25 protein-coding genes are annotated in these 24836 nt (G+C 60.2%); 11 read left to right on the top strand and 14 right to left on the bottom strand.

Going from position 1 to position 24836, the window contains the following annotated elements:
* Nucleotide 1: 1 nt before the first annotated feature.
* The 3 genes from VR71_RS01190 to VR71_RS01180 all read right to left on the bottom strand — a co-directional run bounded on the left by VR71_RS01190 (nt 2) and on the right by VR71_RS01180 (nt 3691).
* Complete coding sequence (locus tag VR71_RS01190; RefSeq protein WP_045680463.1) at nt 2–526, bottom strand: TRAP transporter small permease subunit; 525 nt, start codon at nt 524–526, stop codon at nt 2–4.
* Nucleotides 526–1590: a TRAP transporter substrate-binding protein gene (locus VR71_RS01185; RefSeq protein ID WP_009817001.1), complete on the bottom strand. Its 1065-nt coding sequence runs from the start codon at nt 1588–1590 to the stop codon at nt 526–528. Before VR71_RS01185 ends, VR71_RS01190 begins: the two co-directional genes overlap by 1 nt.
* Before the next feature lie 247 nt (nt 1591–1837).
* Nucleotides 1838–3691 (bottom strand): sigma 54-interacting transcriptional regulator, encoded by a 1854-nt coding sequence (locus VR71_RS01180; protein ID WP_045680462.1) that lies wholly within the window; start codon nt 3689–3691, stop codon nt 1838–1840.
* A 208-nt stretch (nt 3692–3899) separates the two neighbouring features.
* On the opposite strand from VR71_RS01180, the gene VR71_RS01175 reads away from it, so the two are divergent.
* Genes VR71_RS01175 through cynS form a run of 4 tightly spaced genes read left to right on the top strand, consistent with a single transcriptional unit; the run spans nt 3900 to nt 7537 of the window.
* A complete protein-coding gene (locus tag VR71_RS01175; RefSeq protein WP_045680460.1) occupies nt 3900–5276 on the top strand; it encodes a CmpA/NrtA family ABC transporter substrate-binding protein in 1377 nt (458 codons plus the stop codon).
* Nucleotides 5277–5279: 3 nt separating this feature from the next.
* A complete protein-coding gene (gene ntrB / locus VR71_RS01170; protein WP_045680458.1) occupies nt 5280–6113 on the top strand; it encodes a nitrate ABC transporter permease in 834 nt (277 codons plus the stop codon).
* An 11-nt stretch (nt 6114–6124) separates the two neighbouring features.
* Nucleotides 6125–7027 (top strand): ABC transporter ATP-binding protein, encoded by a 903-nt coding sequence (locus VR71_RS01165; protein WP_045680456.1) that lies wholly within the window; start codon nt 6125–6127, stop codon nt 7025–7027.
* Between the two features lie 27 nt (nt 7028–7054).
* Complete coding sequence (cynS, locus tag VR71_RS01160; RefSeq protein ID WP_009816996.1) at nt 7055–7537, top strand: cyanase; 483 nt, start codon at nt 7055–7057, stop codon at nt 7535–7537.
* A 115-nt stretch (nt 7538–7652) separates the two neighbouring features.
* Here the strand turns inward: cynS and VR71_RS24475 are convergent, their stop codons facing one another.
* The 5 genes from VR71_RS24475 to pncB all read right to left on the bottom strand — a co-directional run bounded on the left by VR71_RS24475 (nt 7653) and on the right by pncB (nt 13198).
* Entirely contained in the window at nt 7653–8939 is a 1287-nt protein-coding gene (locus VR71_RS24475) for a hypothetical protein (RefSeq protein WP_296429670.1), read from the bottom strand.
* A 185-nt stretch (nt 8940–9124) separates the two neighbouring features.
* Nucleotides 9125–9364, bottom strand: a complete 240-nt coding sequence (locus tag VR71_RS01150; protein WP_045680455.1) for a hypothetical protein — start codon at nt 9362–9364, stop codon at nt 9125–9127.
* Between the two features lie 114 nt (nt 9365–9478).
* Nucleotides 9479–10126, bottom strand: coding sequence for a response regulator transcription factor (locus VR71_RS01145; protein ID WP_045680454.1), 648 nt, complete (start codon nt 10124–10126; stop codon nt 9479–9481).
* A complete protein-coding gene (locus VR71_RS01140) occupies nt 10123–11565 on the bottom strand; it encodes a sensor histidine kinase (RefSeq protein ID WP_296429686.1) in 1443 nt (480 codons plus the stop codon). Before VR71_RS01140 ends, VR71_RS01145 begins: the two co-directional genes overlap by 4 nt.
* A gap of 340 nt (nt 11566–11905) precedes the next feature.
* Nucleotides 11906–13198, bottom strand: coding sequence for a nicotinate phosphoribosyltransferase (pncB, locus tag VR71_RS01135; protein ID WP_045680451.1), 1293 nt, complete (start codon nt 13196–13198; stop codon nt 11906–11908).
* Between the two features lie 286 nt (nt 13199–13484).
* On the opposite strand from pncB, the gene VR71_RS01130 reads away from it, so the two are divergent.
* The 6 genes from VR71_RS01130 (at nt 13485) to VR71_RS01110 (ending at nt 19167) form a co-directional block, all read left to right on the top strand.
* Entirely contained in the window at nt 13485–14615 is a 1131-nt protein-coding gene (locus tag VR71_RS01130) for a TRAP transporter substrate-binding protein (protein ID WP_040650431.1), read from the top strand.
* Nucleotides 14616–14693: 78 nt separating this feature from the next.
* On the top strand, nt 14694–15278 hold the full coding sequence (locus VR71_RS01125) for a TRAP transporter small permease subunit (RefSeq protein ID WP_009816992.1): 585 nt from the start codon (nt 14694–14696) through the stop codon (nt 15276–15278).
* Nucleotides 15275–16693, top strand: coding sequence for a TRAP transporter large permease subunit (locus VR71_RS01120; RefSeq protein ID WP_009816991.1), 1419 nt, complete (start codon nt 15275–15277; stop codon nt 16691–16693). The genes VR71_RS01125 and VR71_RS01120 overlap by 4 nt, the downstream gene beginning before the upstream one ends.
* Nucleotides 16683–18026, top strand: a complete 1344-nt coding sequence (locus VR71_RS01115) for an amidase (RefSeq protein ID WP_045680447.1) — start codon at nt 16683–16685, stop codon at nt 18024–18026. The genes VR71_RS01120 and VR71_RS01115 overlap by 11 nt, the downstream gene beginning before the upstream one ends.
* A 15-nt stretch (nt 18027–18041) precedes the next feature.
* The gene (locus VR71_RS24470; RefSeq protein WP_009816989.1) at nt 18042–18200 is read left to right on the top strand and encodes a hypothetical protein; all 159 of its coding nucleotides are present in this window, start codon (nt 18042–18044) and stop codon (nt 18198–18200) included.
* A 1-nt stretch (nt 18201) separates the two neighbouring features.
* Complete coding sequence (locus VR71_RS01110) at nt 18202–19167, top strand: D-glycerate dehydrogenase (RefSeq protein WP_045680444.1); 966 nt, start codon at nt 18202–18204, stop codon at nt 19165–19167.
* Nucleotides 19168–19191: 24 nt separating this feature from the next.
* Here the strand turns inward: VR71_RS01110 and VR71_RS01105 are convergent, their stop codons facing one another.
* The 6 genes from VR71_RS01105 to VR71_RS01080 form a co-directional block, all read right to left on the bottom strand.
* Nucleotides 19192–19656 carry a PTS sugar transporter subunit IIA gene (locus VR71_RS01105; RefSeq protein ID WP_045680442.1) on the bottom strand — a complete coding sequence of 155 codons (465 nt, stop codon included), beginning with the start codon at nt 19654–19656 and terminating at the stop codon, nt 19192–19194.
* A gap of 46 nt (nt 19657–19702) precedes the next feature.
* On the bottom strand, nt 19703–20266 hold the full coding sequence (raiA, locus tag VR71_RS01100; RefSeq protein ID WP_009816986.1) for a ribosome-associated translation inhibitor RaiA: 564 nt from the start codon (nt 20264–20266) through the stop codon (nt 19703–19705).
* A gap of 242 nt (nt 20267–20508) precedes the next feature.
* Nucleotides 20509–21267 carry an LPS export ABC transporter ATP-binding protein gene (lptB, locus tag VR71_RS01095; protein WP_009816985.1) on the bottom strand — a complete coding sequence of 253 codons (759 nt, stop codon included), beginning with the start codon at nt 21265–21267 and terminating at the stop codon, nt 20509–20511.
* The gene (gene lptA / locus VR71_RS01090; protein ID WP_296429684.1) at nt 21264–21749 is read right to left on the bottom strand and encodes a lipopolysaccharide transport periplasmic protein LptA; all 486 of its coding nucleotides are present in this window, start codon (nt 21747–21749) and stop codon (nt 21264–21266) included. Before lptA ends, lptB begins: the two co-directional genes overlap by 4 nt.
* A 14-nt stretch (nt 21750–21763) precedes the next feature.
* Nucleotides 21764–22378, bottom strand: a complete 615-nt coding sequence (gene lptC / locus VR71_RS01085) for an LPS export ABC transporter periplasmic protein LptC (RefSeq protein ID WP_009816983.1) — start codon at nt 22376–22378, stop codon at nt 21764–21766.
* Nucleotides 22379–22381: 3 nt separating this feature from the next.
* Complete coding sequence (locus VR71_RS01080; RefSeq protein WP_009816982.1) at nt 22382–22993, bottom strand: ribonuclease D; 612 nt, start codon at nt 22991–22993, stop codon at nt 22382–22384.
* Nucleotides 22994–23203: 210 nt separating this feature from the next.
* On the opposite strand from VR71_RS01080, the gene VR71_RS01075 reads away from it, so the two are divergent.
* Nucleotides 23204–24826 carry a thiamine pyrophosphate-binding protein gene (locus VR71_RS01075; protein WP_045680441.1) on the top strand — a complete coding sequence of 541 codons (1623 nt, stop codon included), beginning with the start codon at nt 23204–23206 and terminating at the stop codon, nt 24824–24826.
* Nucleotides 24827–24836: the final 10 nt, after the last annotated feature.

The raw sequence follows: 24836 nt of genomic DNA, 5'->3' as shown, positions 1-24836 counted from the left end.
CCTATTCCTGTCTTTCTGGAGGACGTGTCATCAGTTTGAGCGCGGCATGTCCGGTCATCGCCACTGCCTGCACCGCCAAGAGCACGAAGGCCAAGGGCATGGTCGCCTTGAGCAGGTAGCGATATCCGAGACCGCCGGGGTCGGGCGAGCCTTCGTTGATCGCATAGCTCGATTGTACGTAGGCGATGCAAAGCCACGCGATGATCAGCGCGAGGGCAAAAAGGGCGATGTTAGAGACGAAATCAACCAGCGCCTGCGTCCTGGGGCGCATCGTGCCGTAGAAGATGTCGACCCGAACCTCGCCCCCCTGATTGAGACCGTAAGACATGCCAAAGAGCGCGCTCACGGCCATGATGTGCCACTCGGCCTCTTGCAAGGCGACGGTGCCGTAGGAAAAGAGGTAGCGCGCCAACACATTGAACGCGACAACGAGCACCAGTGCCAGCGCGCTCCATGCCGCGACATGTCCGGTCACACGGACGAGGCCAGAGGCCCCGTCCGTAACGCGTTTGATCCCGGCCTGCATCACAAGGCGTAGAGCGGCTTTTCGGACACCGAGGCCCAGCTGTCATGCTCTGCCTTGAACGCCATAAAGGCGTCATGCACCTTTTTGGTCGCCGGATCGGCGGCGGCGCCTTCCTCCAGCACCTTCTGCGTGACGGCTTTCAGCTCGTCCACCACGTCCTGCGGCAAGGTGTTGGCGATCACGCCCTCATTCTCGACCAGATCCTTGAGGGCGGCGGCGTTATTCGCCTCGCACCATGTGTGGCTCTCGAGATTGCAGGCCATGGCGGCGGTGGACACGATCGCCTGAAGATCGGCCGGCAGCGTGTCCCACGCGGCCTTGTTGATCAAGAGTTCGGTCACGTTGGAGGGTTCGTGCCAGCCGGTCGTGTAGTAATATTTGGCCGCGTTGTGCAATCCGAGGCGACGATCCTGATAGGGTCCGACAAATTCCGCCGCATCAATCACGCCGCGTTCCAGCGCCGGGAAAATCTCGCCGCCCGGCAGCAGTTTCACATCGACACCCAGCGCGGCATAGACTTTGCCGGCAAGGCCGGGGATGCGCATCTTGAGGTCTTTGAAATCGGCGACGCTCTCGATCGGTTCACGGAACCAGCCGGTCATCTGCACGCCGGTATTGCCCATCGGCAGCGCCTTGAGGCCAAGCGGCTCGTAGAGTTCGTCCCAGAGCGCCATGCCGCCGCCATGATAGAGCCACGCCGTCATGCCCTGAAAGTTCATGCCAAAGGGCACAGTCGTGAAATACTGCGCCGCAGGCAGTTTTCCGGCCCAGAAATAGGCGTTTGCGGCGTTCATTTCGACCGCGCCACCGCGCACGGCGTCAAAGCCTTCAAGCGCCGGGATCAACTCACCCGCAGCGAAATGCTGAATGGTGAGGCGACCATCAGACATAGCGGCAACCTTGTCGCAGAAATCCTTGGGGCTGCCCGGACCCTCGACATAAAAGGGGGAACCGGGACCATAGGCGTTGGTCATTTTCCATGCGAAACTCGTCTGTGCCCGCGCAATGCTCGGTGCGGCCAGAGGGGCGGCGGCAGTGGCCGCCAGAAACTTGCGTCTGTCCATAGTCCTGTCCTTTTCCATCGGTTGCAGATGGGCAGACCATGATGTTCCGAAGACCAGAAACCAGATTCCGCAGCGCGGAAAATACGAGCTTGCCGCGTTCTGTATACAATTTTGGTGAAATTCAGGCAGGGTGGCTAGAAAATGGGCAGCATATAAAGGTTTGGCGGGCGCGGCACGGCAGATTCGCCATATCTCTGCCTCCCGACTCGGATGAGTTCGCGCGCAGGACAGCTATGTCCCGTCGGCCTCAGGCCCAGTCTGCCTCGACGATATTCAGGGTGCCGATGCGGGAATATAGCGTTGTTGGCTTGATCCCGAGCAAGGCGGCGGCACCGGAGGGACCAGCAATGCGGCCGCGTGTTTCGCGCAGGGCGGCGATCAGATTGACCCGAACCAAGTCCTGCATCTGCGCCTCGGTCCGAAAGGATCGGCCTGTCTCTGCCTGCGGACCCACGCCGCCCAGTTCGACAACCAGCTTGCGATCCTGTGACACAATTGCGGCCCGTTCCATCACGTTGTGAAGTTCGCGCACATTGCCGGGCCAGTCGTAGGATTGAAGCTGTTGCACCACCCCTTCGGTCAACACCGGTTCCGGGCGGTTGAGCCTGCGACAGGCGATCTTGAGCAGATGGGCGGCCAGAAGCGGGATATCTTCTTGCCGGTCGCGGAGTGGCTGGCAGGTGATGGGGAAGACGTTGAGAAACAGATACAGGTCTTCGCGGATGCGGTGAGAGCGGCGGGCCTGTTTGTCCGACAGTGTGGTCGAGGCGATGACGCGTATATCGAGCGGCTTTTCGCGGGTATCGCCCAGACGGGTCACGGCGCTGTTTTGCAAGGCGGCCAAGAGTTTGCCCTGTATCTCAAAGGGCAGTTCCTCGACATCATCGAGAAAGAGCGTGCCGCTATGCGCCAGTTCCAGTTTGCCGGGCTTGTCGCGTGTGGCCCCGTTGGGGGCGCCGCGCACCTGACCCCATAATTCGGCCTCCACCTCTTCGGGCGCGACAGAGCCGCATTTGAAATGGATGAGGGGGCGGCGCGCGCGCGGGCTGGCCTTGTGAATAGCGGTGGCGACAAGAGATTTGCCGGTGCCGGTTTCCCCGCTGATAAACACGGTGGCATCGGTGCGTGCCACAAGGTCGATGCGTTGAACGGTCTGGCGCACCGCTGGCGACGCGCCGATGATGTTGTGATGCGCGCGTTCTGTGGTGATCGCCTCTTGCAGATAGGCGTTTTCCTGTTCCAGCCGGTCGCGGAGCGCGGCAACCTCTGCCATCGCCTCGCGCAGCTTGCGTTCGTTTTCCTTGCGCTCGGTGATGTCGCGAAAGATCACGACGGCCCCGGCCAGAACATTCTGATCGTAGATCGGGGTCGAGACATATTCGACGCGGATCGGTTTGCCATCCTTGCGCCAGAACACCTCATCCTCGATCCGGTTGACCTCTTCAAAGCGGAAGGATTGATAGATCGGGCAGTCATGCGCGTGATACACATCGCCGTTGAGGTGGTGGTGGTGGATCACGGAATGAATGTCGTGACCCAAGAGATCTTCGGCGGTCCAGCCCAGCATTTCCTGTGCAGCGCGGTTGAGGAAGGTGGTCTTGCCATCCGCGTTGACGCCGTAGATCCCTTCTCCAGCGGCATTCAGGATCAGTTGGTTCTGGCGTTCCAGTTCGGAAAAGAATTCCTGTGCCCGCCGCCATTCGAGCAAACCTGAGCGGTGCAGTTCAGCGGCCTGCGCGATGCGGTCGTGCCGCTCCATTTCCGCGAGATCGAGCAGGGTCAAGGCAAGGAGCGACGGGGCATTGGCAACCAGCCTGCCCCGGATTTCAACGCGCAGGGGCGTGCCCTTGGTCGTGGCCAGGGTGATGTCGCGGCTCCACGCCTCGCCCCGGTGAGCGATTTCATCCACCAGGACGATAAAACCGGGCAGGCTGGCGCCGACCAATGGTGAAAAGGGCGTGCTTGGGGCAGGCTCCAGATCAAGCAACTTGCGGGCACGGGGGTTGGCCGCAACGATCCGGTCGGCGACAAGGTCAATCACCAGCGCCGCCTCGGCCAGCGCGTCAAGCAGGGAATCGGGGGTTGTCGGTATCTCTCGCATGGGATCAGGAAACACTGCCGCATCGCAGCACGGCAATACGAAATATCGTAAATTACGAAAACCCGTAAGTGTCTCTTGGTATGGAATTATATTAACTATATGTAATCATGTTGAAATTTAACGTGCTTAAAATTTAGGCGCTCCCCTTTTGTGTCGGATCGCTTCGTCGGATCATGGGTGCAACTGTATCTGAGCGAGAGGACGCGAGATGACAACGAAGAGCCTTGGCGACCCATTTTCGGAAAAGAACGATCTGCGCCACGGCGCGTCCTGTGGCTGCGCGACATGCAAGACAGCGGCGCACGGGTCCGCCGCGCAGGTGATGTCCCCTGAGGCGATGATGGAGCGCGCGGTCGAAAGCGCCGTGGTGCGGTCGGTGTTCGGTCACAGCGACATCGGGCGGCGGTCGTTCATGGGGATGATGGGCGGCGGCACGGTTGCGGCAGCCCTTGCGTCGGTGTTTCCGCTCGATGCGGCCAAGGCGGCCATTCTGGATAATCTCGGCACGCCGGAAAAGACCGATCTCAATATCGGGTTCGTTCCGATCACCTGCGCCACGCCGATCATCATGGCGCAGCCGATGGGGTTCTATGAGCGCTACGGCTTGAACGCGAGCGTGATCAAGACCGCCGGTTGGGCCGTGGCGCGCGACAAGTCGCTCTCGGGGGAATATGACGCGAGCCACATGCTGACACCGATGCCTCTGGCCATGACACTCGGGGCAGGCTCGACCGCCGTTCCCTATATCATGCCCGCCGTCGAGAACATCAACGGACAGGCCATCGTGCTGTCGAACGAGCATCTGGACAAGCGCGACCCCAAGCAATGGAAGGGATTCACCTTTGGGGTGCCGTTCGAATATTCGATGCACAACTTCCTGCTGCGCTATTATGTGGCCGAACATGGGCTTGACCCGGATGTGGATATCCAGATCCGCGTGGTGCCGCCGCCCGAAATGGTGGCGAACCTGCGCGCCGGGAACCTTGACGGTTATCTCTCGCCTGACCCGTTCAATCAACGCGCCGTGTGGGAGGGGATCGGCTTTATCCATATCCTGACCAAGGAGATCTGGGAGGGGCACCCCTGCTGCGCCTTTGCTGCACCGCTGAGTTTTGCCACGGATATGCCCAACACCTATGGTGCGCTGCTCAAGGCGATCATCGACGCCACGCAATACGCCTCGAACCCAGAGAACCGCAAGGAAATCTCGGCGGCGATTGCGCCCACCAACTATCTCAATCAGCCGGTCGAAGTGATCGAACAGGTGCTGACCGGCACCTATGCTGATGGTCTGGGTGCGGTCCAGCAAGTGCCTGACAGGATCGACTTTGATCCCTTCCCCTGGCATTCGATGGGTGTGTGGATCCTTACCCAGATGAAGCGGTGGGGCTACATTGAAAATGACATTGACTACAAGGCTGTGGCCGAACAGGTCTATCTGGCTGCCGATGCCAAGAAGGTGATGAACGATCTGGGTTATGACGCGCCCGACATCACCTACAAATCGCACACCATCATGGGCAAGACATTCGATCCGGCAGAGCCCGAGGCCTATGTCAAAAGCTTCGCCATTGGGAAGGGCTGAGCGATGTCCACGCTGTCGCTGAACCAACGTGCCCTGCTCTTGTCTGTGGTGCTGCTTTTTGTCGGGCTCTTTGTCTGGGAGATGGCAATCCCGGCACAAAAGGCCGTGGGCGAATTGACGGAATACGAGCGGTTGACCGGCGGGGGCGCACAAAAGGCAGGTGTGCCGCCCCCCTCTCAGGTCCTGGCAAAGGCGTGGGAGGAACTGAGCAATCCGTTCTACGATGCCGGGCCCAACGACAAAGGGATCGGGATTCAGATCGGCTATTCGATCTACCGGGTGCTGTCTGGCTATCTGATGGCGGCGCTGGTGGCGATACCGCTGGGGTTCCTGATCGGCATGTCGCCGGTCGCCTACAAGGCGCTGAACCCGTTCATTCAGGTGCTGCGCCCCATTTCGCCGCTCGCATGGATGCCGCTGGCCCTCTTCATCATTCAGGACAGCGAGGCGAGCGCGATCTTTGTGATCTTCATCTGCTCGATCTGGCCGATGCTGATCAACACCGCCTTTGGCGTGGCAGGCGTGCGCAAGGATTGGGTGAATGTGGCGCGGACGCATGAGCTGGGGCATTTCAAGACCGCCTTTACGGTGATCCTGCCTGCCGCCGCGCCGACCATCGTGACCGGCATGCGGATCTCCATTGGCATCGCGTGGCTGGTGATCGTCGCCGCTGAGATGCTCGTAGGTGGGACGGGCATTGGGTACTACGTCTGGAACGAGTGGAACAACCTCGACCTGACCTCGGTCATCTTTTCGATCCTGATGATCGGCATTGTCGGCATGATGCTGGACGCGGCCTTTGCCACGCTCCAGCGCGCCGTGGCCTATGCGGAATAAGGAGCCGTGAGATGAGCAAACCGTTTCTGTCGATCGAGAATCTTACCCAGTGTTATCCGGATGGCCAAGGCGGCACGATGACCGTCTTTGAAAACGCCACATTCGGCGTGGAAAAGGGCGAATTCGTCTGCATCCTCGGGCATTCGGGCTGTGGCAAATCCACCATCATGAACATTCTCGCGGGCCTTGCAGAGCCGACCAGCGGCGTGGTCAAGATGGATGGGTATGAGGTGTCGGGGCCAAGTCTGGACCGGGGGGTGGTGTTTCAGAACTATTCCCTGCTGCCGTGGCTCAGCACGCTCAAGAACGTGAGCTTTGGGGTGGCCGCGCGGCATCCCGACTGGTCCAAGGCCAAGGTGTTGGACCATTCCCGTGAATATCTGGCGATGGTGGGGCTGGAAGGGGATGTCATCCACCGCAAGCCCAGCCAATTGTCGGGGGGTATGCGGCAGCGGGTGTCGATTGCCCGCGCCTTTGCCAATCACCCCAAGCTTTTGTTGCTGGATGAACCGTTCGGCGCGCTCGATGCGTTGACGCGGGGCACAATTCAGGACGAACTGCTCAAGATATGGGGCGGCACCGGGCAGACAGTGTTCATGATCACCCATGACATCGACGAGGCCATCTTGCTGGCGGATCGTATCCTGCTGATGACCAACGGTCCCTTTGCCCGCGTGGCCGAGTCGGTCGAGATCACGATCCCGCGCCCGCGCAACCGGACCGAGATCGTGGAGCATCCCAACTATTACCCGATCCGCAACCATATGGTGCAGTTTCTAGGCAAACGGTCAAAGGAGTTGGCCGGCCAAGCGTCGGATGGGGCAGCACAGTCCCCTGCGACCGTTCGCATCGAAAGGACCCCGCCGGAGGATGAGAGCGGCGAGGCCCGTCGGCTGCGCGCCGTGAATCTGTGACACCGATTTTCACCTGAGACCAAAGGAATGGAGGACACCATGAAAGACACTTTGAATATGCCCGCACTGATGACCAAGGAGGATGTGACCACCCTGATCCTGATCGCGAAGAAAAAGACCGGGATGAAATGGGAAGAGATCGCAGAGGGCATCGGCATGTCGCCGGTCTGGACCCACTCTGCCTGCATGGGCATGAACACCATGCCCAAAGCCAAGGCAGAGGCGCTTGTGGCGCTTCTCGATCTGCCGGAGGAGGCGGTTTCGGTGCTGGAGGAATATCCGACCAAGATCTGGGAACAGGCGGTGCCGACCGATCCCTGTATCTATCGCCTCTATGAGATCGTGGGCGTTTACGGCCCGACGATGAAGGCGCTGATCCAAGAAGAGTTTGGCGATGGCATCATGTCGGCGATTGATTTCGACATGAAGATCACCCGCGTCGCCAATCCCAAGGGTGACCGCGTCAAGGTCGAGATGTCGGGCAAGTTTCTGGGGTATAATTCCTGGTAACAGGGATCATTCAGAGCCGGGTTTAATCAGGGACGCCGGGACAGGTTGAAACACCGGGCCACGCAACGTTGCCGAGCGGCGCATAGGGAGTGCGCCGCTCGGATGGATAACTGAGTTACAAAAGGAAATCCGACGCGTCGAGATCAGACAAGGCAACGTCGTCAATCCGAAGCACGTCCGCCCCACCAAAGCGAAAGAACGTGTCACCGTTGCGTTCGGTTGCAAGGTCGAGGAGTTGGGCGAACCCTCCCAACGCATAGGCGGTCAGATCAATCATATCCGCTCCATTGGTAAAGTCGGCGATCTTGTCGAGGCTATCGTCGCGTTCAAAGACAAAGACATCGTTGCCCAAACCACCCGTGTAGGTGTCACGCCCGCTCCCACCGTCCAATGTGTCATTGCCACGATTTCCGAACACGCGATCATTCCCTCCGCCGCCATCGACCAGATCGTCACCGCCTCCGCCTTTGACACGATCTTTGCCTTCACCCCCAGAGACCGTATCGTCGCCCCGATCACCCCGAACGTGGTCATTGCCGTCACCACCCAGCACAACATCATCACCCTGATCGCCGCGCACGTCATCGTCGCCTTTGCCGCCGTCCACCGTGTCATTGCCTCGATCACCACGCACGCGGTCTTTGCCACTGCCACCGTCAAGACTGTCGTCGCCTGCGCGCCCGCGCAGGTCATCCTTGCCACCATGGCCATTGATGGACTCTGAAACGGCGCGGCCTTCGATACGATCCTTGCCTTGGGTCCCGTTGAGCACGTTCACCGGTGAGGTCTCTGGTCCCGGCCCCACATCGCCAGACCCTTGATCGGGGGTGCCATCATCGCCGGTGCTGGGGGTGCCAACATCGCCAGACCCCTGATCGGGCGTGCCATCATCGCCGGTGCTGGGGGTACCAACATCGCCAGACCCCTGATCGGGCGTGCCATCATCGCCGGTGCTGGGGGTACCAACATCGCCAGACCCCTGATCGGAGGTGCCATCATCGCCGGGGGATGTATTGGGGGTGCCGTTCACAAAGGAATTGAGGCGCGCGGTGTCAGACGCGGTTGCGACGCGCTCGACGATGGTCTCGTTGGCCGCATTCTTGCGTTCATAGATTCCATTAGAGATTTCTTCCTTTGTGCCATCCGCAAAAGTGACCTCGATCGACGAACCGACGACCTCGACACTGGTGACTGCGGACGAGCTGGGCTGGTTGGTCGTTTCAAAGCTGCCGGCCAAAGCTGTCAATCTTGTGGTGTCGGCCAAAGTGGCCGGACGCTGTTCGACGGTGTTACCTTGGCTGTTCTTGCGTTCGTACACGCCAGCCTCGACCTCTTCGCGTGAACCATCCACATATTCGATCTTGATTTTGTTCGTTCGCAATTCGACTGCCATAATTTCCATTGGGGTATTCCTCTGATTGGTCATGGGAGGACCCTAGGGCGCTCTGCTGCTCCGCGGATCGTCAGGACGTCGGGCGAAATTTCCGACGATCGTCGGAAGATCAGTCGTGGTCCCAAAATTGAAAGTGCCCCGGGCCGGTCAGGCCTGGGGCGTCGGTTGCTAAGACTGGGGGGCAGAGCAAGCCGTCATCCGGCGCATTCGGGATGCTCCAGTATGTCACCCGGATCGTCACAGCCCGAGCCACCAGGCACGCGCAGTTTGCTGCGCCGACCGCGGCCCCGGCGGTCAAAGGCGTCATCGACCGGCTCAAGATCAGGCTGCATCTGAGAAAGCCCTGCGATGGCGCTGGTGGGTTGAGCGGCAAAGGTCGGTGCCGCGATTGTGCCCAACAGGATCAGGGCGGAGGTGGCAAGAAGCGTCTTCACGATCGTGTCTCCCGATACCAAGGTTCGCCTGATCAGCTTTGCGCAGATGTGAGGTCTGTGGCGGGCTCGAAGGTGGGGCGAATACGCGGCACGAAAGTCGGACGTGGATTAGGGTCAGAGCCCCTTTTCCCGCGCCATGATCGCCGCCTCGACGCGGTTGCGCACATGCAGTTTCTGAAGAATGTTGGTCATATAATGTTTGACGGTGGCCTCGCGCAAACCAAGCTCTTCGCCAATCTCGCGATTAGAGGAGCCACGCGCCACCAGTCGGAGAATCTGCTCTTCGCGATAGGTGAGATCCGAGATGGGATCGGATGTGCGGGCATTGCGGATTTTGCCGGCCCCCATGGCCGAGAGCACCTTTCCAGCCAGTCCGGGAGAGATATAACTCCCGCCCGCACGAACGCTACGCACGGCTTCCACAAGCGTCTCGACAGCAACGCCCTTGAGCACATAACCGGAGGCCCCCGCCTTGAGCGCACGCAAAAGATCGTCATCCTGCTCGGAAACTGTCAGCATGATCACCTTGATCGCCGGAAATCGTTCGCCGATCCTTTCGGCAGCCGTGATCCCATTGCCGGGCATCGAGATGTCCAGCAGCGCAATATCCGGCATGTGGTCTGCTGCTGCCTGAATGGCGCCATCGGCACTTGTGCATTCCGCAACGACGTCGATATCGCCAGCCTCTTGCAGAGAGCGGGCAACGCCGCCGCGAAACAGCGGGTGGTCGTCGGCGACTACGACGCTGATACGGTCCGTCACACCGCCCTCTCATGGATCGGCAGACGCATGGTCAGGCGGGTTCCCTGCCCGGGATCACTGTCAATTTCGAATGCGCCCCCGACACTTTGCACCCGCTCGCGCAGACCTGCGAGCCCGATCCGGCCCGTGTCTGCCGTGGCGTTCGGATCGAACCCGGAACCCTGATCACTGACGGTCACGACAAGCATGCCATCCTGAATTCCGAACTCGATACTCTGCCCTATGCCACCTGCATGGCGCCACGCATTCGTCAGCCCTTCTTGCACAAAGCGAAAGAGGCAAATCAGTTGTGGCAGTCCCGGCCGCATATTCCCGTCGTTCTTGTCACCACCATCCAGAAGAACTTCGGTCTGGGTCCGTTCGGTATGCGCTTCGGCAGCCCGCCGGATCGTTTCTGCGATGGAGGCCCCTTCGAGCTTGGGCAACACCAGTCCGCGCGCCAGCCCACGGATGTCACCAAGCGCGTCGTTGAGCGCCTTTAGGATCAAGTCTGCCTCTTCGGGGCCGTTCGCGTTGCGCCAAGCGCTGATGCGCATATTGGCAAAGGACAGCGCCTGCGCGGGACCATCATGCAATTCTGCCCCAATCCGTTGCAGCAATTGCTCGTTGAGTGCCGAAAACCGTTCGGATGCGTTCTGAATTCGCAGGCGCAACAGGTCGTTCTGGAGACCGACCAGCGTGATCAGGTTCAGCCGCTGCTCCAGTTCGGACCTTTGCGTCTCGATCGTCCGGCTTCCGGCGCGGACGATACCGAACAGGGCGAGAAATGTTGCACCGGCAAGCGCGGCGACGATTGCCCAGGCGGTCAGCCGAGCGAAACGCAGATCGTCTTTCAACTCGCTGGCATCCTGATAAAACTCCGCAACTGCGATAATCTCTCCTGTGCGGATCGAGTGGATCGGATTGTAGACCTCTAGCAGAGGCACACCAAGCGCGCGCTCGCCTTCTGATTCGTCATGGTCGAGCTCATCGAATCCAGCGAAAATATCCCCTTGCCACGCCTGCTGAAGATCGCCTTTCGGCTCGAATTTCTGGCCAATCAGATCGGGATCGCTCGCATAGGCGACAAGGCCACCGTCTTTCCATATCTTGACGGACAGAATCCTTTCCCGAACAGCTGGCCGCGCGAGAATCTCCTCCAGATTGGCGCGTTGTTCCCGCGAGAGTTCGTTGCCATCCGCCAAGTCCTGCGACAGTGGCGCAATCAGGCTCTCCATGTAGACCGCGGCCGAAATCGCAGAATTGCGCACGACGGCGCTTTCGATGCGCTGATTGACGAAAGCCCCGATCAGAATCATGCTGAAAAGGCTGACGATGCCGCCAACGATGGCAAAGCGGAGATGCATCGGCAGCGAGTGATACCATCTTCGGACCCAACGCCACAGCTCGGATGAGCGTTGCCCAAGTCGAACATCCCTGACAGCGTAATCGTGTTCCATAAAGTTCACCGGAGCCTCCACGAGTCTGTACGGAATGTCATGTCCTGAATTATTGAGTTTACAAAGCGTGGCCGAGGCGACGACTTGGATTGCGGTCGCGCTCACGGAAATTTCTAGTCTGCTATTTCTCTTTATGCGATCCCTGCCTCAAGGTCTTCCGACTTAAGTCGGTCCGATCTTGACCAAGAGAAACCGCAAGACGGCGGAACACGATGCCCATGCGTGTCCCTAGAGCGGCCTCGAACCGCGCCAAGGAGCGTCATGGCACCGCGATATTCGGGGATCTGGCTTCAGACCCTGCCGCATTTGAACAGTCTCGGTGGCCTGGGGTCAGACCGCGCTAGACCAGCACCTCGATCTCGTCCTGGGCGCCGACCCCGAAGACACGCTTGTAGCGGGCAATCTCGCTTGCCGGGCCCATCGCCTTGCGCGGATTGTCCGAGAGCTTGACCGTGGGCCGCCCATTGGCAGCCACCGCCTTGCACACCAGTGAGAAGGGTTCCAGCGCATCATCCGGCGTCAGGCCCCTGAAATCATTGGTCAGAAGCGTGCCCCAGCCAAAGGAACAGCGCACACGCCCCGAGAACCGCTCATGCAAGGCAATGATCCGGTCCACGTCGAGGCCGTCGGAAAAGATCACCATCTTCTTGAGTGGATCCTCGCCGCGCGATTTCCACCAATTGATTGCCGTTTCCGCGGCGTCTTCGGGGGCCCCGGAATCGATGCGGATGCCGGTCCATCCGGCCAACCAATCGGGGGCATTGTCGAGAAACCCGCGCGTGCCATAGGTATCGGGCAAGATGATACGCAGGTTGCCATCGTGTTCCTCGTGCCAATCCGAAAGCACCTCATAGGGCGCGCGCGCCAAAGCCGCGTCATCCTCGGCCAAGGCGGCGTAGACCATCGGCAATTCATGGGCATTTGTGCCGATCGCCTCTAGATCGCGGTTCTTGGCGATGAGGCAATTCGACGTGCCGACAAAGCGGTTGCCCAAACGCTCGCTCATGGCCTGCACGCACCAATCCTGCCACAGAAACGAATGGCGCCGTCTTGTGCCGAAATCGGCGATGCGCAGCCCCTCGATGGGGCGCAGGCGTTCGACCTTTTCCCAGAGTTTCGTCATGGCGCGGGCATAGAGCACCTGAAGCTCGAACTTCTTGAGGTGATGCAGCACGGCGCGGGAGCGCAATTCCATCAGCACGGCCAGCGCCGGAATTTCCCAAAGCATGACTTCGGGCCATTTGCCCTCAAAGGTCAGCTCATATTGCCCATCCCGCTTTTCGAGATGATAGGGCGGCAGGCGCAGCGCCTCGAACCAGTCCATGAACTCGGGCGTGAACATGCTGCGCTTGCCATAGAACATGTTGCCCCGCATCCACGTGCTCTCGCCGCGCGACAGGGACAATGACCGGATGTGATCCAGTTGCTCGCGCAGCTCGCCCTCGTCCACCAGTTCGGCCAGACGGATCGAAGTGCTGCGGTTGATCAGGGAAAAGGTGACGGTGGTGTCTGGCCTGTTCCGAAACACCGACTGACACATCAGCAGCTTGTAGAAATCGGTGTCGATCAGAGATCGGACAATCGGGTCGATCTTCCATTTGTGGTTATGCACACGGGTGGCGATATCGACCATGAGCGGCCTCCGGCGGGACAATTGCGGCGGTTAAACCAAAGCGGGCGGGCGCGTGCAAGGCGGATCGGCGGGCACCACCCGCCCTCTGCTCCGGCTTTTTCGAGAGTTTGACGAGAATTCAGGCGGATTTGGTAAATTAATCTTACCAGAATGCTTGCCTTTGCTTGGATAACCGTTACGATCTGGCGTGTGTGGCGGATTGCAGGGCCTCGAATCGCCCGTGGGGGAGACGCTTTGCCCGCCATCAAGAGCAATCTGACGCACAAGAATTTATGGGAGGAATACCATGACAGACAAGTCTAAGATGGACCGACGCTCGTTCCTGCGCCGCGCGGCGGTTGGGGCGCCCGCGATTGCTGCGGGCTCGCTCGCGGCCCCGGCGGTGCTGGCACAGGCGCCGTTGGTTCTCAAAATGCAGACATCCTGGCCCGCCGGTGATATCTGGCAGGAAATGGCACAGGATTACGCGACCCGGGTCGAGGAAATGTCCGGTGGCCGCCTCAAGATCGACGTGCTGCCCGCAGGCGCTGTCGTGGCCGCGTTCCAGGTGCTTGATGCCGTGAATGACGGCGTTCTCGACATGGCGCATTCGGTGCCGGTCTACTGGTACGGCAAGAACAAGGCCGCGTCGCTCTTTGGCACCGGCCCCGTGTTCGGTGGCTCTGCCACAACAATGCTGAGCTGGTTCTATGAAGGTGGCGGCAAGGCGCTCTATGACGAACTGACCCAAGACGTCATGGGTCTGGAAGTCGATGGCTACATGGGCTTCCCGATGTTCGCGCAGCCCTTTGGCTGGTTCAAAGGCGAAGTGAACACTGTTGCCGACCTGAACGGCTTTAAATATCGCACTGTGGGCCTTGCGGCTGACCTGCTTCAGTCGATGGGCATGTCCGTGGCACAGCTTCCGGGTGGCGAGATCGTCCCCGCGATGGAGCGTGGCGTGATCGACGCGTTCGAGTTCAACAACCCGTCGTCGGACCGGAACTTTGGCGCGCATGATGTGGCCAAGAACTATTACCTGTCCTCGTATCACCAGGCCTCCGAGAGCTTTGAATTCCTGTTCAACAAGCTCACCATGGAAGATCTGGACCCCGATCTGCGTGCGATTCTGAAATACGCGGTCGAAGCGGCCTCTACGGCCAACACCGCCAAAGCGATGCGTCGTTATTCGGCAGACCTCAAGTGGCTGCAAGAAGAGGCCGGTGTCACCATTCACCGCACCTCGACAGACATTCTGAATGGCCAGATCGAGGCATGGGACAAGCTGATCCCGGTTCTCGAAGAAGATCCGTTCATGAAGAAGTGTCTCGACAGCCAGCGTGCTTGGGTTGAACAGGTCACCTACTATGAACTGATGAACGCACCGGATTATGCGCTTGCCTTTGATCACTACTTCCCCGGCAAGCTGAAGATGTAATCACGGTACAATACCGTTGCAACAAGGGCCCCGGCGCAGTAAACGCCGGGGCCACTTTCAAAATAGAGGGGGCTCCGTGTGATCGGTTTCATACGTTTCGCCGACAACCTGTCGGCTTGGTTCGGCAAGGCGTTTGCCTGGCTGATCGTCCTGATGGCCTTTGGCACTGGCTATGAAGTCGTGGTTCGCTACGTCTTCAACAATCCGACCGCCTGGGCGTTGGATGTGTCGTTCATCATGTACGGCACGCTTTTCATGATGGGCGGGGCGTATACCCTGTCGCGGGGCGGTCATGTGCGGGGCGATTTTCTGTATCGCCTCTGGCAGCCACGCAATCAGGCCAAGGTCGATCTGGTGCTCTATATCGTGTTCTTCTTTCCGGGTATCATCGCACTGATCGTGTCGGGCTGGAAATACGCCGCGCGGTCCTGGTCCTATGCCGAGGTGTCGGTCAATAGCCCGGCAGGCATTCCGATCTATCAATTCAAGACGGTGATCGTCGCCGCCGGAATCCTCCTCTTGATCCAAGGCATCGCTCAGGTGTTTCGCTGCATCCACTGCATGCGCACCAATGAGTGGCTCAAGGCCGATGAAGACGTCTTCGAGACCGAAGACCTGCTGATGCAAAAGGCCGCTGAGGCCGAAAAGGACGCACATCCATGACCGATCCGCAAATCGCCCTGATGATGCTGGGCCTTTTCCTAATCTTTGTTTTTCTCGGCTTTCCGATCGCCTTCACCCTCATGGCGATGGGTATTGGCTTTGGCTATTACGCCTACTTCGATGCGAGCCGGATGTGGCGCAGCTTTGACCGGTTGGCTGAGGATGCCGGGGCTTGGGACCAATGGAGTCTCTGGCTTGAGGGCTTCTTTAACAACCGAATATTCGACCTCTTCGTCAATCAGACCTATACGGTGATGTCGAACGAGGTTCTGACCGCTGTGCCGCTGTTCCTCTTCATGGGGTATATCGTCGAGCGGGCGAACATCGTGGACCGGCTGTTCGGGACGCTCAACATCGCAGCCAAGAATATGCCCGGCTCTATGGGCGTGGCGGCACTTGTGACCTGCGCGCTCTTTGCCACGGCCACCGGGATCGTCGGTGCGGTGGTGACGCTGATGGGTCTGCTGGCCCTGCCCGCCATGCTCAAGGCGCGCTATGATCCGTCCTTTGCCTCGGGCATCATCTGCGCGGGTGGCACGTTGGGTATTCTCATTCCGCCCTCGATCATGCTGATCGTCTATGCAGCGGCGTCGAGCGTCTCAATTGTGCGGCTCTATGCGGCGGCGCTCTTGCCGGGTCTTACTCTGGTTGGTCTCTATCTGGTCTACGTGATCGGCCGTTCGATCCTGCAACCGTCTGTGGCCCCGAAGCCCACAAAGGAAGAAATTCCCGACATCCCCAAGAGCCAGCTCATGCTGATGATCTTGACCTCGCTCGTGCCGCTGGCATTCCTGATCCTCGCAGTGCTTGGCTCGATCCTCTTTGGTCTGGCGACCCCGACAGAAGCGGCCTCCATCGGTGCGCTGGGCGGTATCTTCCTCGCCTTTGTCTACCGTGCCATGACATGGCAGCGGATGCGCGAGAGCGTATATCTGACCGTGCGCACCACGGCGATGGTTTGCTGGCTGTTTGTCGGTTCCTACACCTTCTCGGCGGTGTTCTCTTACCTCGGCGGGGAACATGTGATTTCGGAATTCGTCCAGAGCATGAACCTCAGCCCGCTGATGTTCCTGCTGTTGGCACAGCTCATCATCTTCTTGCTGGGCTGGCCGCTGGAATGGTCGGAGATTATCATTATCTTCGTGCCGATCTTTCTGCCGCTCTTGGCGTTCTTTGAGATTGACCCGCTGTTCTTTGGGATTCTGGTGGCTCTCAACCTGCAAACCAGTTTCTTAACGCCACCCATGGCCATGTCGGCCTATTACCTCAAGGGGATCGCCCCGCCAGAGATCAAGCTCACGCAGATTTTCTCGGGCGTCATGCCGTTCCTCTTCTGCGTCTTCATCGCCATGGCTCTGATGTATATCTTTCCGCAGATCGTGTTCTATCTGCCGGAGCTGATGTATGGCAAGTAAGGCCGAAATCCTGATGTTGGACGCGTGCACCCTTCGCACGCGTCTGGCCTCAGGGGCGCTGAGCGCTCTGGACTTGGTCGAGGCCTGTATCGCCCGGATCGAGGCACGCGAGCCAGAAATCCGGGCTTGGGCGTGGTTTGACGCCGATTTTGCCCGAATGCAGGCCAAGGCGCTCGACACGCAACGGCAAGCCGGGCGCCCCATCGGGGCGCTGCACGGTCTGCCGGTTGCGCTCAAGGACATCATCGACACCGCCAAGATTCCGACGGAGAACGGCTGTTCGCTGGACGCAGGCCGCATCCCCACCAAGGATGCCGCCATCGTCGCCCGGCTCAAGGCGGCAGGTGCGGTGATCATGGGCAAGACGGTCACGACCGAATTGGCCTATATGCACGCCGGACCCACCCGCAATCCGCTCAATACCGCGCACACGCCGGGCGGCTCGTCCTCGGGCTCTGCGGCGGCGGTGGCGGATGGGATGGTGCCGCTCGCGGTGGGCACGCAGACCGGCGGCTCGGTGATCCGCCCGGCGTCCTATTGCGGCGTGACCGGGTTCAAGCCCAGCTTTGGCGCGATCCCCCGCACCGGCGTTCTGATCCAATCGCCCACGCTCGATACGCTCGGCGTCTTTGCCCGCACGCCCGCCGATGCGGCGCTCTTGGCGGAGGTATTGATGGGCCATGACGCGGGCGATCCGGCGACCGTTCCCGCCCCTGTGCCATCGCTCTTGTCGGTGGCCTCCTCGACCCCTCCGCTCAAACCGGTCTTTGCCTTTGTCCGCCCGCCGGGCTGGGACAAAGCCGATCCGCAACTGCATGCCGCCTTTGAAGAACTGGTCGCGGCCTTGGGCGAACAGGTGTTTGAAGCCCCTCTGCCCACGGCGTTCAGTGAGGCTGCAGAGATCCGGGCACGGATCAATTTTGCGGAGATGGCGAAATACTACTATCGCTATGGCAAATCCATCGACGCGCTTGGGCCGCGCACGCAAGAGGCGCTGAACACGGGCAACGCCACGCTCGCGCGGGATTATCTGGCGGCGCTGGATTGGGCCGATGTGCTCTATGCCGGGCTGGGCGAGATCTTTGAGCGCTGCGACGCAATCCTCTGTCCTGCAGCCACTGGGCCCGCCCCCGAAGGGCTGAAATTCACCGGCGATGCGATTTTCAACGGGCTCTGGACGCTGACGGGAACGCCTGCGGTGACCGTGCCTGCCTTTACGGCGGAAAACGGACTGCCGATGGGGATTCAACTGGTTGCCGCACGCGGCAATGACGCGCGACTCTTGCGCAATGCAAACTGGTTTACGGGCTGGCTGAATGAAGCCGGAGCATGAGAAAAGGATGACGATATGAATAGATTTCTGGCGATATTTGCCTTCGCGGTCTTTACCGCCTTTCTCTACATCCTTGTGCGCAAGGTCGGCACGCTGGACCTGTGGATCGTGGTTGGCCTGACGGCAGCCTTGGCGGGGTATGATTTCGTGACCTCGAGCAAGAACAAAAGCTGACATGCCCGATAAGAAGGTTATTTGGATCCCGCGTCGCCTATCCGATGCCACGCTGGAGCGCGCGCGTCGTGATTATGAGGTGATCGTCAACGAGGCGGACACCCCCGGCACCGCCGAGGACATCATCGCCATGAGCCAGCGGGTGGACGGGATGATCCCCTGCCACTCGGAGCATTTCAGCGCCGATGTGGTAGCGCAGCTTGATCCGAGGCTCAGAATCGTCGCCAATCATTCGGTGGGTGTGGATCATTGCGATCTGGCAGCGCTCAAGGCCGCCGGTATCGTTGTCACCAACACGCCGGATGTGCTGTCTGACGCAACGGCCGAAATTGCCATGCTTCTGATGCTGGGTGCGGCGCGCCATGCGATCATGGGCGACCGGATCGTGCGACAAGGTCAATGGGATAGCTGGTCACCCTCCTTCATGGTCGGCAAGCAGATGACCGGCGCCCGCGTGGGCATCCTTGGGATGGGCCGCGTCGGTCGTGCCTTCGCCGCCAAGGCGCGCGGCTTTGATATGGAAATCCATTATCACAATCGATCGCGCCTCTCGCCCGAGGATGAACATGGCGCGATTTTTCATGCGGATGTCGAGAGCCTGCTTGATGTCTCGGATTTTCTGTCGCTGCACTGCCCGGCCACGCCCGATACGATCAATCTTCTCAATGCTGATCGCATCGCGCGTCTGCCTGCGGGGGCCGTTGTGGTCAACACCGCGCGCGGCGCTTTGATTGATGAACACGCCCTGCTCTCCGCCATCAAATCCGGCCATATCGCAGGCGCGGGGCTGGATTGCTTCAAGGTTGAACCGGGTGGCAATGCGGCCTTTGCAGCGCATGAAAACATCTTCATGTTGCCGCATATCGGCAGCGCCACACGCGCCACGCGGGACGCCATGGGCTTTCGCGCGCTGGGCAATCTGGATGCGTTCTTTGCTGGGCAAGAGCCGGGCGACAGGCTGGTCTGAGGCAGCCGGAGGTCCGGCAGGGCGTCAGGCGGCTTGCACCGCCTGCGCCTCGGTGACGATGGTATAGAGTGTCATGGGATCACTGTTCGACCGCAGTTTGGCGCATAGTCCGACATCCCGCAGAGTGCGTGACACAAGTGCAAGCGCCTTGAGGTGTTCAACCCCGGCATCAAGCGGCGCAAAGAGCGCAAAAGCCAGATCCACCGGCTGCCGATCTACCGCGTCAAAGTCGATCGGTTTTTCCAGCAAAGCCAGCACACCAACAACCTGCTCCAACCCTGGAAGGCGCGCATGGGGGAGAGCCACACCGTGACCAACCCCTGTCGGGCCAAGGCTTTCGCGTTCCAACAGCGCTTCGACAGCTGCGGAATGGGACACGCCATAGGCGGCCTCTGCAATGCTTCCAAGTTCGTGCATCAGACGTTTCTTGCTGGTCGCGCCTGATAGCACGCGCACTGCCTCTGGCTTGAGGATCATTGGAATTTCCATAAACTCTGTTGCTCAGACAAGCGTGTCACCGCCTGTCTCCCTCTCGTTATGGGTCAATCCAGCCGATATTGCCGTCCTCACGGCGATACACGACATTGACCGTATCCTTGCCTTGCTTGCGGAACACCAGCACCGGGGCGCCTGCCAACTCCATCTGCATGACCGCCTCACCAACCGAGAGCGACGGAATCTTGGTTTCCATCTCGGCGACGATGATCGGCTGAAGGCTGTCGGGCTCTGATTCCGGTTCCACACTATCTGAGGCGAGGATATAAGAGGACGCACCAAAGAGTTCAACCGGTTCCGCCCGCTCGCGGTGATGGTCCTTGAGGCGTCGTTTGTAGCGGCGCAGCTGCTTCTCCATTTTGGCGCAACAGGCATCAAAGGCAGCGTAGATCTCATGCGCCTTGGCGCTGGCCTGCGCGGTTAGGCCGGTGGACAGATGCACGATGGCTTCGCAGACGAATTCGCTGGCGCTCTTGGAAAAAACGACCATCGCGTCAGTCGGCCGGTCCGCGTATTTCGCGACCGCGCTACCCAACTCATCCTTCACATGAACCTGAAGGGCCTCGCCAATGTCGATCTGCTTTCCACTGATTTGATAACGCATCTCATCTCCTTCGTTTGACAAGCCGGGGGCATGCGCGGCACGCTTGCGCCGCGGGATTGCCTAGTCCCGGATGCGGGTACACGACAGGTGTTGAAATTGTCCCAAGACAGGCCCTTGTCGCGAGGGCCATTCGGGGAACAGCGCGAGATCAACACATGTCATAGCTCAATTGACGCGCTTTCCGCGCAGCTTGTCAATCTGATTTGAAGGATAGGGGCACGGATTCGCCGTGGCTCTGACGCTCAGGAAATCCGAAAGGTGTCGCCCAGATAGACGCGGCGCACGTTCTCGTTTTCCACAACGTCGCGCGGACTGCCGGACATCAGAACCTTGCCGTCATGCAGGATATAGGCGCGATCAACGATTTCCAGCGTCTCGCGCACATTATGGTCGGTGATCAGCACCCCAATGCCGCGTTTCTTGAGATCGGCAACCAGATGCCGAATGTCGCCGACAGAGATCGGATCAACCCCCGCAAAAGGCTCGTCCAGCAAGAGATAGCGCGGGTTGGCGGCCAGACAGCGCGCAATCTCGACCCGCCGTCGCTCGCCGCCGGACAAGGCCAAGGCGGGCGCGCGGCGCAAATGTTCGATCGAGAAATCCGAGAGCAACTCTTCCAGCCGCTCGCGCCGCTTGTGACGGTCACGTTCTGCGATGTCGAGAATCGCAAGGATATTGTCTTCGACCGACAGGCCACGAAAGATTGACATTTCCTGCGGCAGATAGCCGATGCCCAGCTTGGCGCGGCGATACATCGGAAGACTGGTCACATCCTGACCGTCGATGTGGATATGTCCGCCTTCGGGGTAGATCAGCCCCGCAATGGCATAGAATGTCGTGGTCTTGCCCGATCCGTTCGGCCCCAAGAGCGCCACCACCTCGCCCTGTTTGAGCGAGAGCGATACGTCGCGGATCACCAAGCGCTTGCGATAGCTCTTGCGCAGGTTTTCAACCACGAGGCCGGCATTTTCATGCGCGAGTGTCAAGTTCGGAGAGCTCATTCGTTGCTGCCCGGTTGCAGGATGGTCTTGACCCTGCCGCTGACCTGCGCCGTGCCCGCCGCGGTATCCACGAACACGGTCTCACCTGTGATCGCATTGGTGCCCTGCACCAAGAGGACGTTGCCGCGCAGTTCTATCATCCCCGTGGTGATGTCATAGTCGGCTCGTTCCGCCTCGGCGGCATCTTCGCCACTGACCAGCGTGACGCCCCCTGTTGCCTTCAGGCTTTCGATCCCGCTCTTGTCGGGCAAGTAGACCACAAGCACCTCGGGTGCAGCCAGCCGCATCGCGCCCTGACCGATCACAACATTCCCGGTGAAGGTGGCGGTATTGTCCGCCTGATTGACGCTGAGAGAGTCGGATGTCACCTCGACGGGCAGGTTGCGATCCGCTTGGGTGTTGCCAAAGGCCACCTGCGCGCCCTGCGCCAGTGTGACAACAGGTGGCAGAAGCAGCGCGAACGCCAAAATCAAACTGAAAATTCTTGGCACTTGTGTCACTCCCCCGCTTCTTCCGGGCGGTATATCAGCTTGACACCCTCGGTGAAAAGCAATTCCGGCGTAGCGCTCTCGGAGTTGTTATGCAACAGCATCCGCCCTGCCGTCACCTCTCCCAGAGGACCGGTGGCCTCAACCCGTCCCGGCGTTTCGGCATAGACCTCATCCAGCTTGGCATTCAGCCGCTCGGTGTCGATCTCATAGCCCGTCGATGTGGTGATGTGCACTCGGCCCGTCAAGCTCGCCGTCATGTCACCTTGCTGCATTTCGGCATTGGCAGAGGTGATGTCGATGACTGTCCCTGCGCTCAGCCGCAATTGTGCGGTGATATCCTCGGCAATCAACTGATCGGGCGTTTTGCGGTCGGGGCGTGCGATCTCGGCGGCAAAGGTAATCTCGTCGCCGTCGGCCGTCACCCCTGCAAACCGCGGCTTTGTCGCCCCGAGATCCTGAGCGCGCTGTTCCAGATCAAGTTGGTCAATCGGCACCGTTTGCGTCGGATCAACGGTGCGCGAAAACAAAAACAGCGTCGAGAGCAGCCCAAGGGCAGTCAGCGGCAGGATGATTTTCATCCACGCCACGATCCGCGAATAGGTGTTCTGCGCGCGTGCCATTCCTTAGTGGGCGAAGATGTCGATCTCGGGCCATCCGGCCAGATCGAGCACAGCGCGTTGCGGCAGGAAATCAAAGCAGGCCTGCGCCAGCCCCATCCGGTCTTCCCGGACCAGACGTGTGTTCAACTCGTCCCGCAAGCGGTGCAGATAGAGCACGTCCGAGGCGGCATAGTCGAGCTGTGCGGACGTCAGGCTTTCGGCGCCCCAATCCGAGCTTTGCTGCTGCTTGGAGATGTCGATGTTCAACAGTTCTTGCAACAGATACTTGAGCCCATGCCGGTCGGTGTAGGTACGGATGAGTTTGCTCGCGATCTTGGTGCAATAGACCGGAGCCGCAAGCGCGCCAAAAGCATTGTGCATTGCCGCGATGTCGAAGCGACCAAAGTGAAACAGTTTCAGGACATTTGGATCGGTCAGCAGCCGTTCCAGATTGGGCGCGCTGGTCTGCCCCTTGGCGACCTGCACCAGATGTGCATGCCCATCCCCCCCCGAAAGCTGCACGACACAGAGCCGGTCACGGTGCGGGTGCAGACCCATCGTCTCGCAATCAATCGCGACGACAGAGCCAAGATCCAGCCCATCGGGCAGGTCGTTCTGATAGAGATGGTTGGCCATTGAAAATCCTTTTGCCCGGAGCGGACCGGGGCCGTGAAACTGGGCGAATAGCCTCGTGATTAGGCGCTTTCTCTTGGCCCCTCAACCCGGATTTAGGTCTGCGGTCACAGGAAAACCAGTGGCGCCCTGTTAATCGCGCCCTGAAGCGGGCTTGCGGTTGCCCCAACCCTCGGCCACAAAGTGCCCAAGGACGACAGAGGAGCCCACCCCGTGAACGATAGCCAAGAGACCCAGAACCGCGCCGCCGACTATCTTGCACGGCGTCTATACGAGGCGGGTTGCCGCCATGCCTTTGGCATGCCGGGCGGCGAGGTTCTGACCGTGATGGATGCGTTGGCGCGGGCGGGCATCGAGGTGACATTGGCGCGGCATGAGAACGCCGCCGCCTTCATGGCCGAAGGCGTCTGGCACCGCACCGGCGCACCCGGCATTCTGATTGCCACGCTGGGGCCGGGGGTATTGAACGGGGTCAATGCCATCGCCAACGCGCATCAGGACCGTGTGCCGCTGATCGTGATTTCCGGGTGTGTCGATGCCGATGAGGCGCTGACCTATACCCATCAAATTCTTGATCATGAGGCGGTGCTAGCACCAATCACCAAGGCGACCTTTCGCCTGACCGCCCAAGGGGCCGATATCATCGCCGACAAAGCCATCGGCATCGCCACCGAAGGCCGTCCCGGCCCGGTGCATATCGACGTGCCGATTTCCGTGGCGGATATGCGCGTGACCCTGCCGCGCCTGCGCCGACGTCCCGATGCCGTGCCGATGCAGCCCGCCGCGCCTCAGGCGGCGCGTGATTGGCTGGCGGCGGCCGAGCGTCCGGTGATGATCGTGGGCCTTGATGCGGTCAACGAGGGGGCGGGCGAGACGATCCTTGAGGTCGCCGAGCGCCTGAACATTCCCGTTGTCACCACCTACAAGGCCAAGGGGATCATCCCCGAGACGCATCCGCTCGCCCTTGGGGGTGCCGGCCTCTCACCGCTTGCCGATGGTATCCTCGTGCCGCTGGTGCGGCAGGCCGATCTGATTCTCTGTGTCGGCTATGACCCCATTGAAATGCGCCCCGGCTGGCGCGAGATCTGGGATCCGGCAGAGGTCAAGGTGATCGACATCGCGGCCGTGCCCAATGACCAATATATGCATCAGGCCACAATGAATATCGTTGGGGCCTGCGCGCCCTCTCTTGCGGCCATCACTGAGGGCGTCAGCCCCCGTGCGACGTGGACGGGGGGGCAAGTGGCCGCGGCCCGCGCGGCGCTGGCGGGTGCCTTTCCAACGGATGACGAATGGGGGGCCGCCGGTGTCATCGCCGAGGCGCGCGCCGTGTTGCCGCAGGATACCATCGCCACCGTCGATAGCGGCGCGCATCGCATTCTCTTGTCGCAGATGTGGACCAGCCATTTCCCCCGCGCCCTGCTGCAATCCACCGCCCTTTGCACGATGGGCTGTGCCGTGCCGCTGGCGATGGGCGCGAAACTCGCCACGCCTGAGGCCACCGTCGTCAGTTTTTCCGGCGATGCCGGGTTCCTGATGGTCGCGGGCGAACTCTCGACCGTCGCCGAACTCAAACTGCCGGTGATCTTCGTCGTCTTCGTCGATGCCAGCCTTGCGCTGATCGAAAAGAAACAGCGTGAGCGGCAGATGGTCAATCTGGCGGTCGATTTCGGCCATCACGATTTCGCCGCCATCGGGCGCGCCTTTGGCGGCCACGGCGTGCGCGTGACCAACCGTACAGAATTACGCGCAGCCCTTAAGGTCGCACAAGAGGCTGACACCTTTACCGTCATCGCCGCCGAAATCGACCGCGGCTCTTATGACAACCGTATCTGAGGAGATGCCC

Source organism: Roseovarius sp. BRH_c41 (assembly GCF_000961715.1).
Lineage (GTDB): Bacteria > Pseudomonadota > Alphaproteobacteria > Rhodobacterales > Rhodobacteraceae > Roseovarius.
This window is presented reverse-complemented; position numbering and strand designations above follow the sequence as displayed.

Excerpts from the sequence above, each read along its gene's own strand:
- VR71_RS01190 (WP_045680463.1), bottom strand. The coding sequence starts at position 526 with ATGCAGGCCGGGATCAAACGCGTTACGGACGGGGCCTCTGGCCTCGTC.
- VR71_RS01185 (WP_009817001.1), bottom strand. The coding sequence starts at position 1,590 with ATGGACAGACGCAAGTTTCTGGCGGCCACTGCCGCCGCCCCTCTGGCC.
- VR71_RS01180 (WP_045680462.1), bottom strand. The coding sequence starts at position 3,691 with ATGCGAGAGATACCGACAACCCCCGATTCCCTGCTTGACGCGCTGGCC.
- VR71_RS01175 (WP_045680460.1), top strand. The coding sequence starts at position 3,900 with ATGACAACGAAGAGCCTTGGCGACCCATTTTCGGAAAAGAACGATCTG.
- ntrB (WP_045680458.1), top strand. The coding sequence starts at position 5,280 with ATGTCCACGCTGTCGCTGAACCAACGTGCCCTGCTCTTGTCTGTGGTG.
- VR71_RS01165 (WP_045680456.1), top strand. The coding sequence starts at position 6,125 with ATGAGCAAACCGTTTCTGTCGATCGAGAATCTTACCCAGTGTTATCCG.
- cynS (WP_009816996.1), top strand. The coding sequence starts at position 7,055 with ATGGAGGACACCATGAAAGACACTTTGAATATGCCCGCACTGATGACC.
- VR71_RS24475 (WP_296429670.1), bottom strand. The coding sequence starts at position 8,939 with ATGGAAATTATGGCAGTCGAATTGCGAACGAACAAAATCAAGATCGAA.
- VR71_RS01140 (WP_296429686.1), bottom strand. The coding sequence starts at position 11,565 with ATGGAACACGATTACGCTGTCAGGGATGTTCGACTTGGGCAACGCTCA.
- pncB (WP_045680451.1), bottom strand. The coding sequence starts at position 13,198 with ATGGTCGATATCGCCACCCGTGTGCATAACCACAAATGGAAGATCGAC.
- VR71_RS01130 (WP_040650431.1), top strand. The coding sequence starts at position 13,485 with ATGACAGACAAGTCTAAGATGGACCGACGCTCGTTCCTGCGCCGCGCG.
- VR71_RS01120 (WP_009816991.1), top strand. The coding sequence starts at position 15,275 with ATGACCGATCCGCAAATCGCCCTGATGATGCTGGGCCTTTTCCTAATC.
- VR71_RS01115 (WP_045680447.1), top strand. The coding sequence starts at position 16,683 with ATGGCAAGTAAGGCCGAAATCCTGATGTTGGACGCGTGCACCCTTCGC.
- VR71_RS24470 (WP_009816989.1), top strand. The coding sequence starts at position 18,042 with ATGAATAGATTTCTGGCGATATTTGCCTTCGCGGTCTTTACCGCCTTT.
- VR71_RS01110 (WP_045680444.1), top strand. The coding sequence starts at position 18,202 with ATGCCCGATAAGAAGGTTATTTGGATCCCGCGTCGCCTATCCGATGCC.
- VR71_RS01105 (WP_045680442.1), bottom strand. The coding sequence starts at position 19,656 with ATGGAAATTCCAATGATCCTCAAGCCAGAGGCAGTGCGCGTGCTATCA.
- raiA (WP_009816986.1), bottom strand. The coding sequence starts at position 20,266 with ATGCGTTATCAAATCAGTGGAAAGCAGATCGACATTGGCGAGGCCCTT.
- lptB (WP_009816985.1), bottom strand. The coding sequence starts at position 21,267 with ATGAGCTCTCCGAACTTGACACTCGCGCATGAAAATGCCGGCCTCGTG.
- lptC (WP_009816983.1), bottom strand. The coding sequence starts at position 22,378 with ATGGCACGCGCGCAGAACACCTATTCGCGGATCGTGGCGTGGATGAAA.
- VR71_RS01080 (WP_009816982.1), bottom strand. The coding sequence starts at position 22,993 with ATGGCCAACCATCTCTATCAGAACGACCTGCCCGATGGGCTGGATCTT.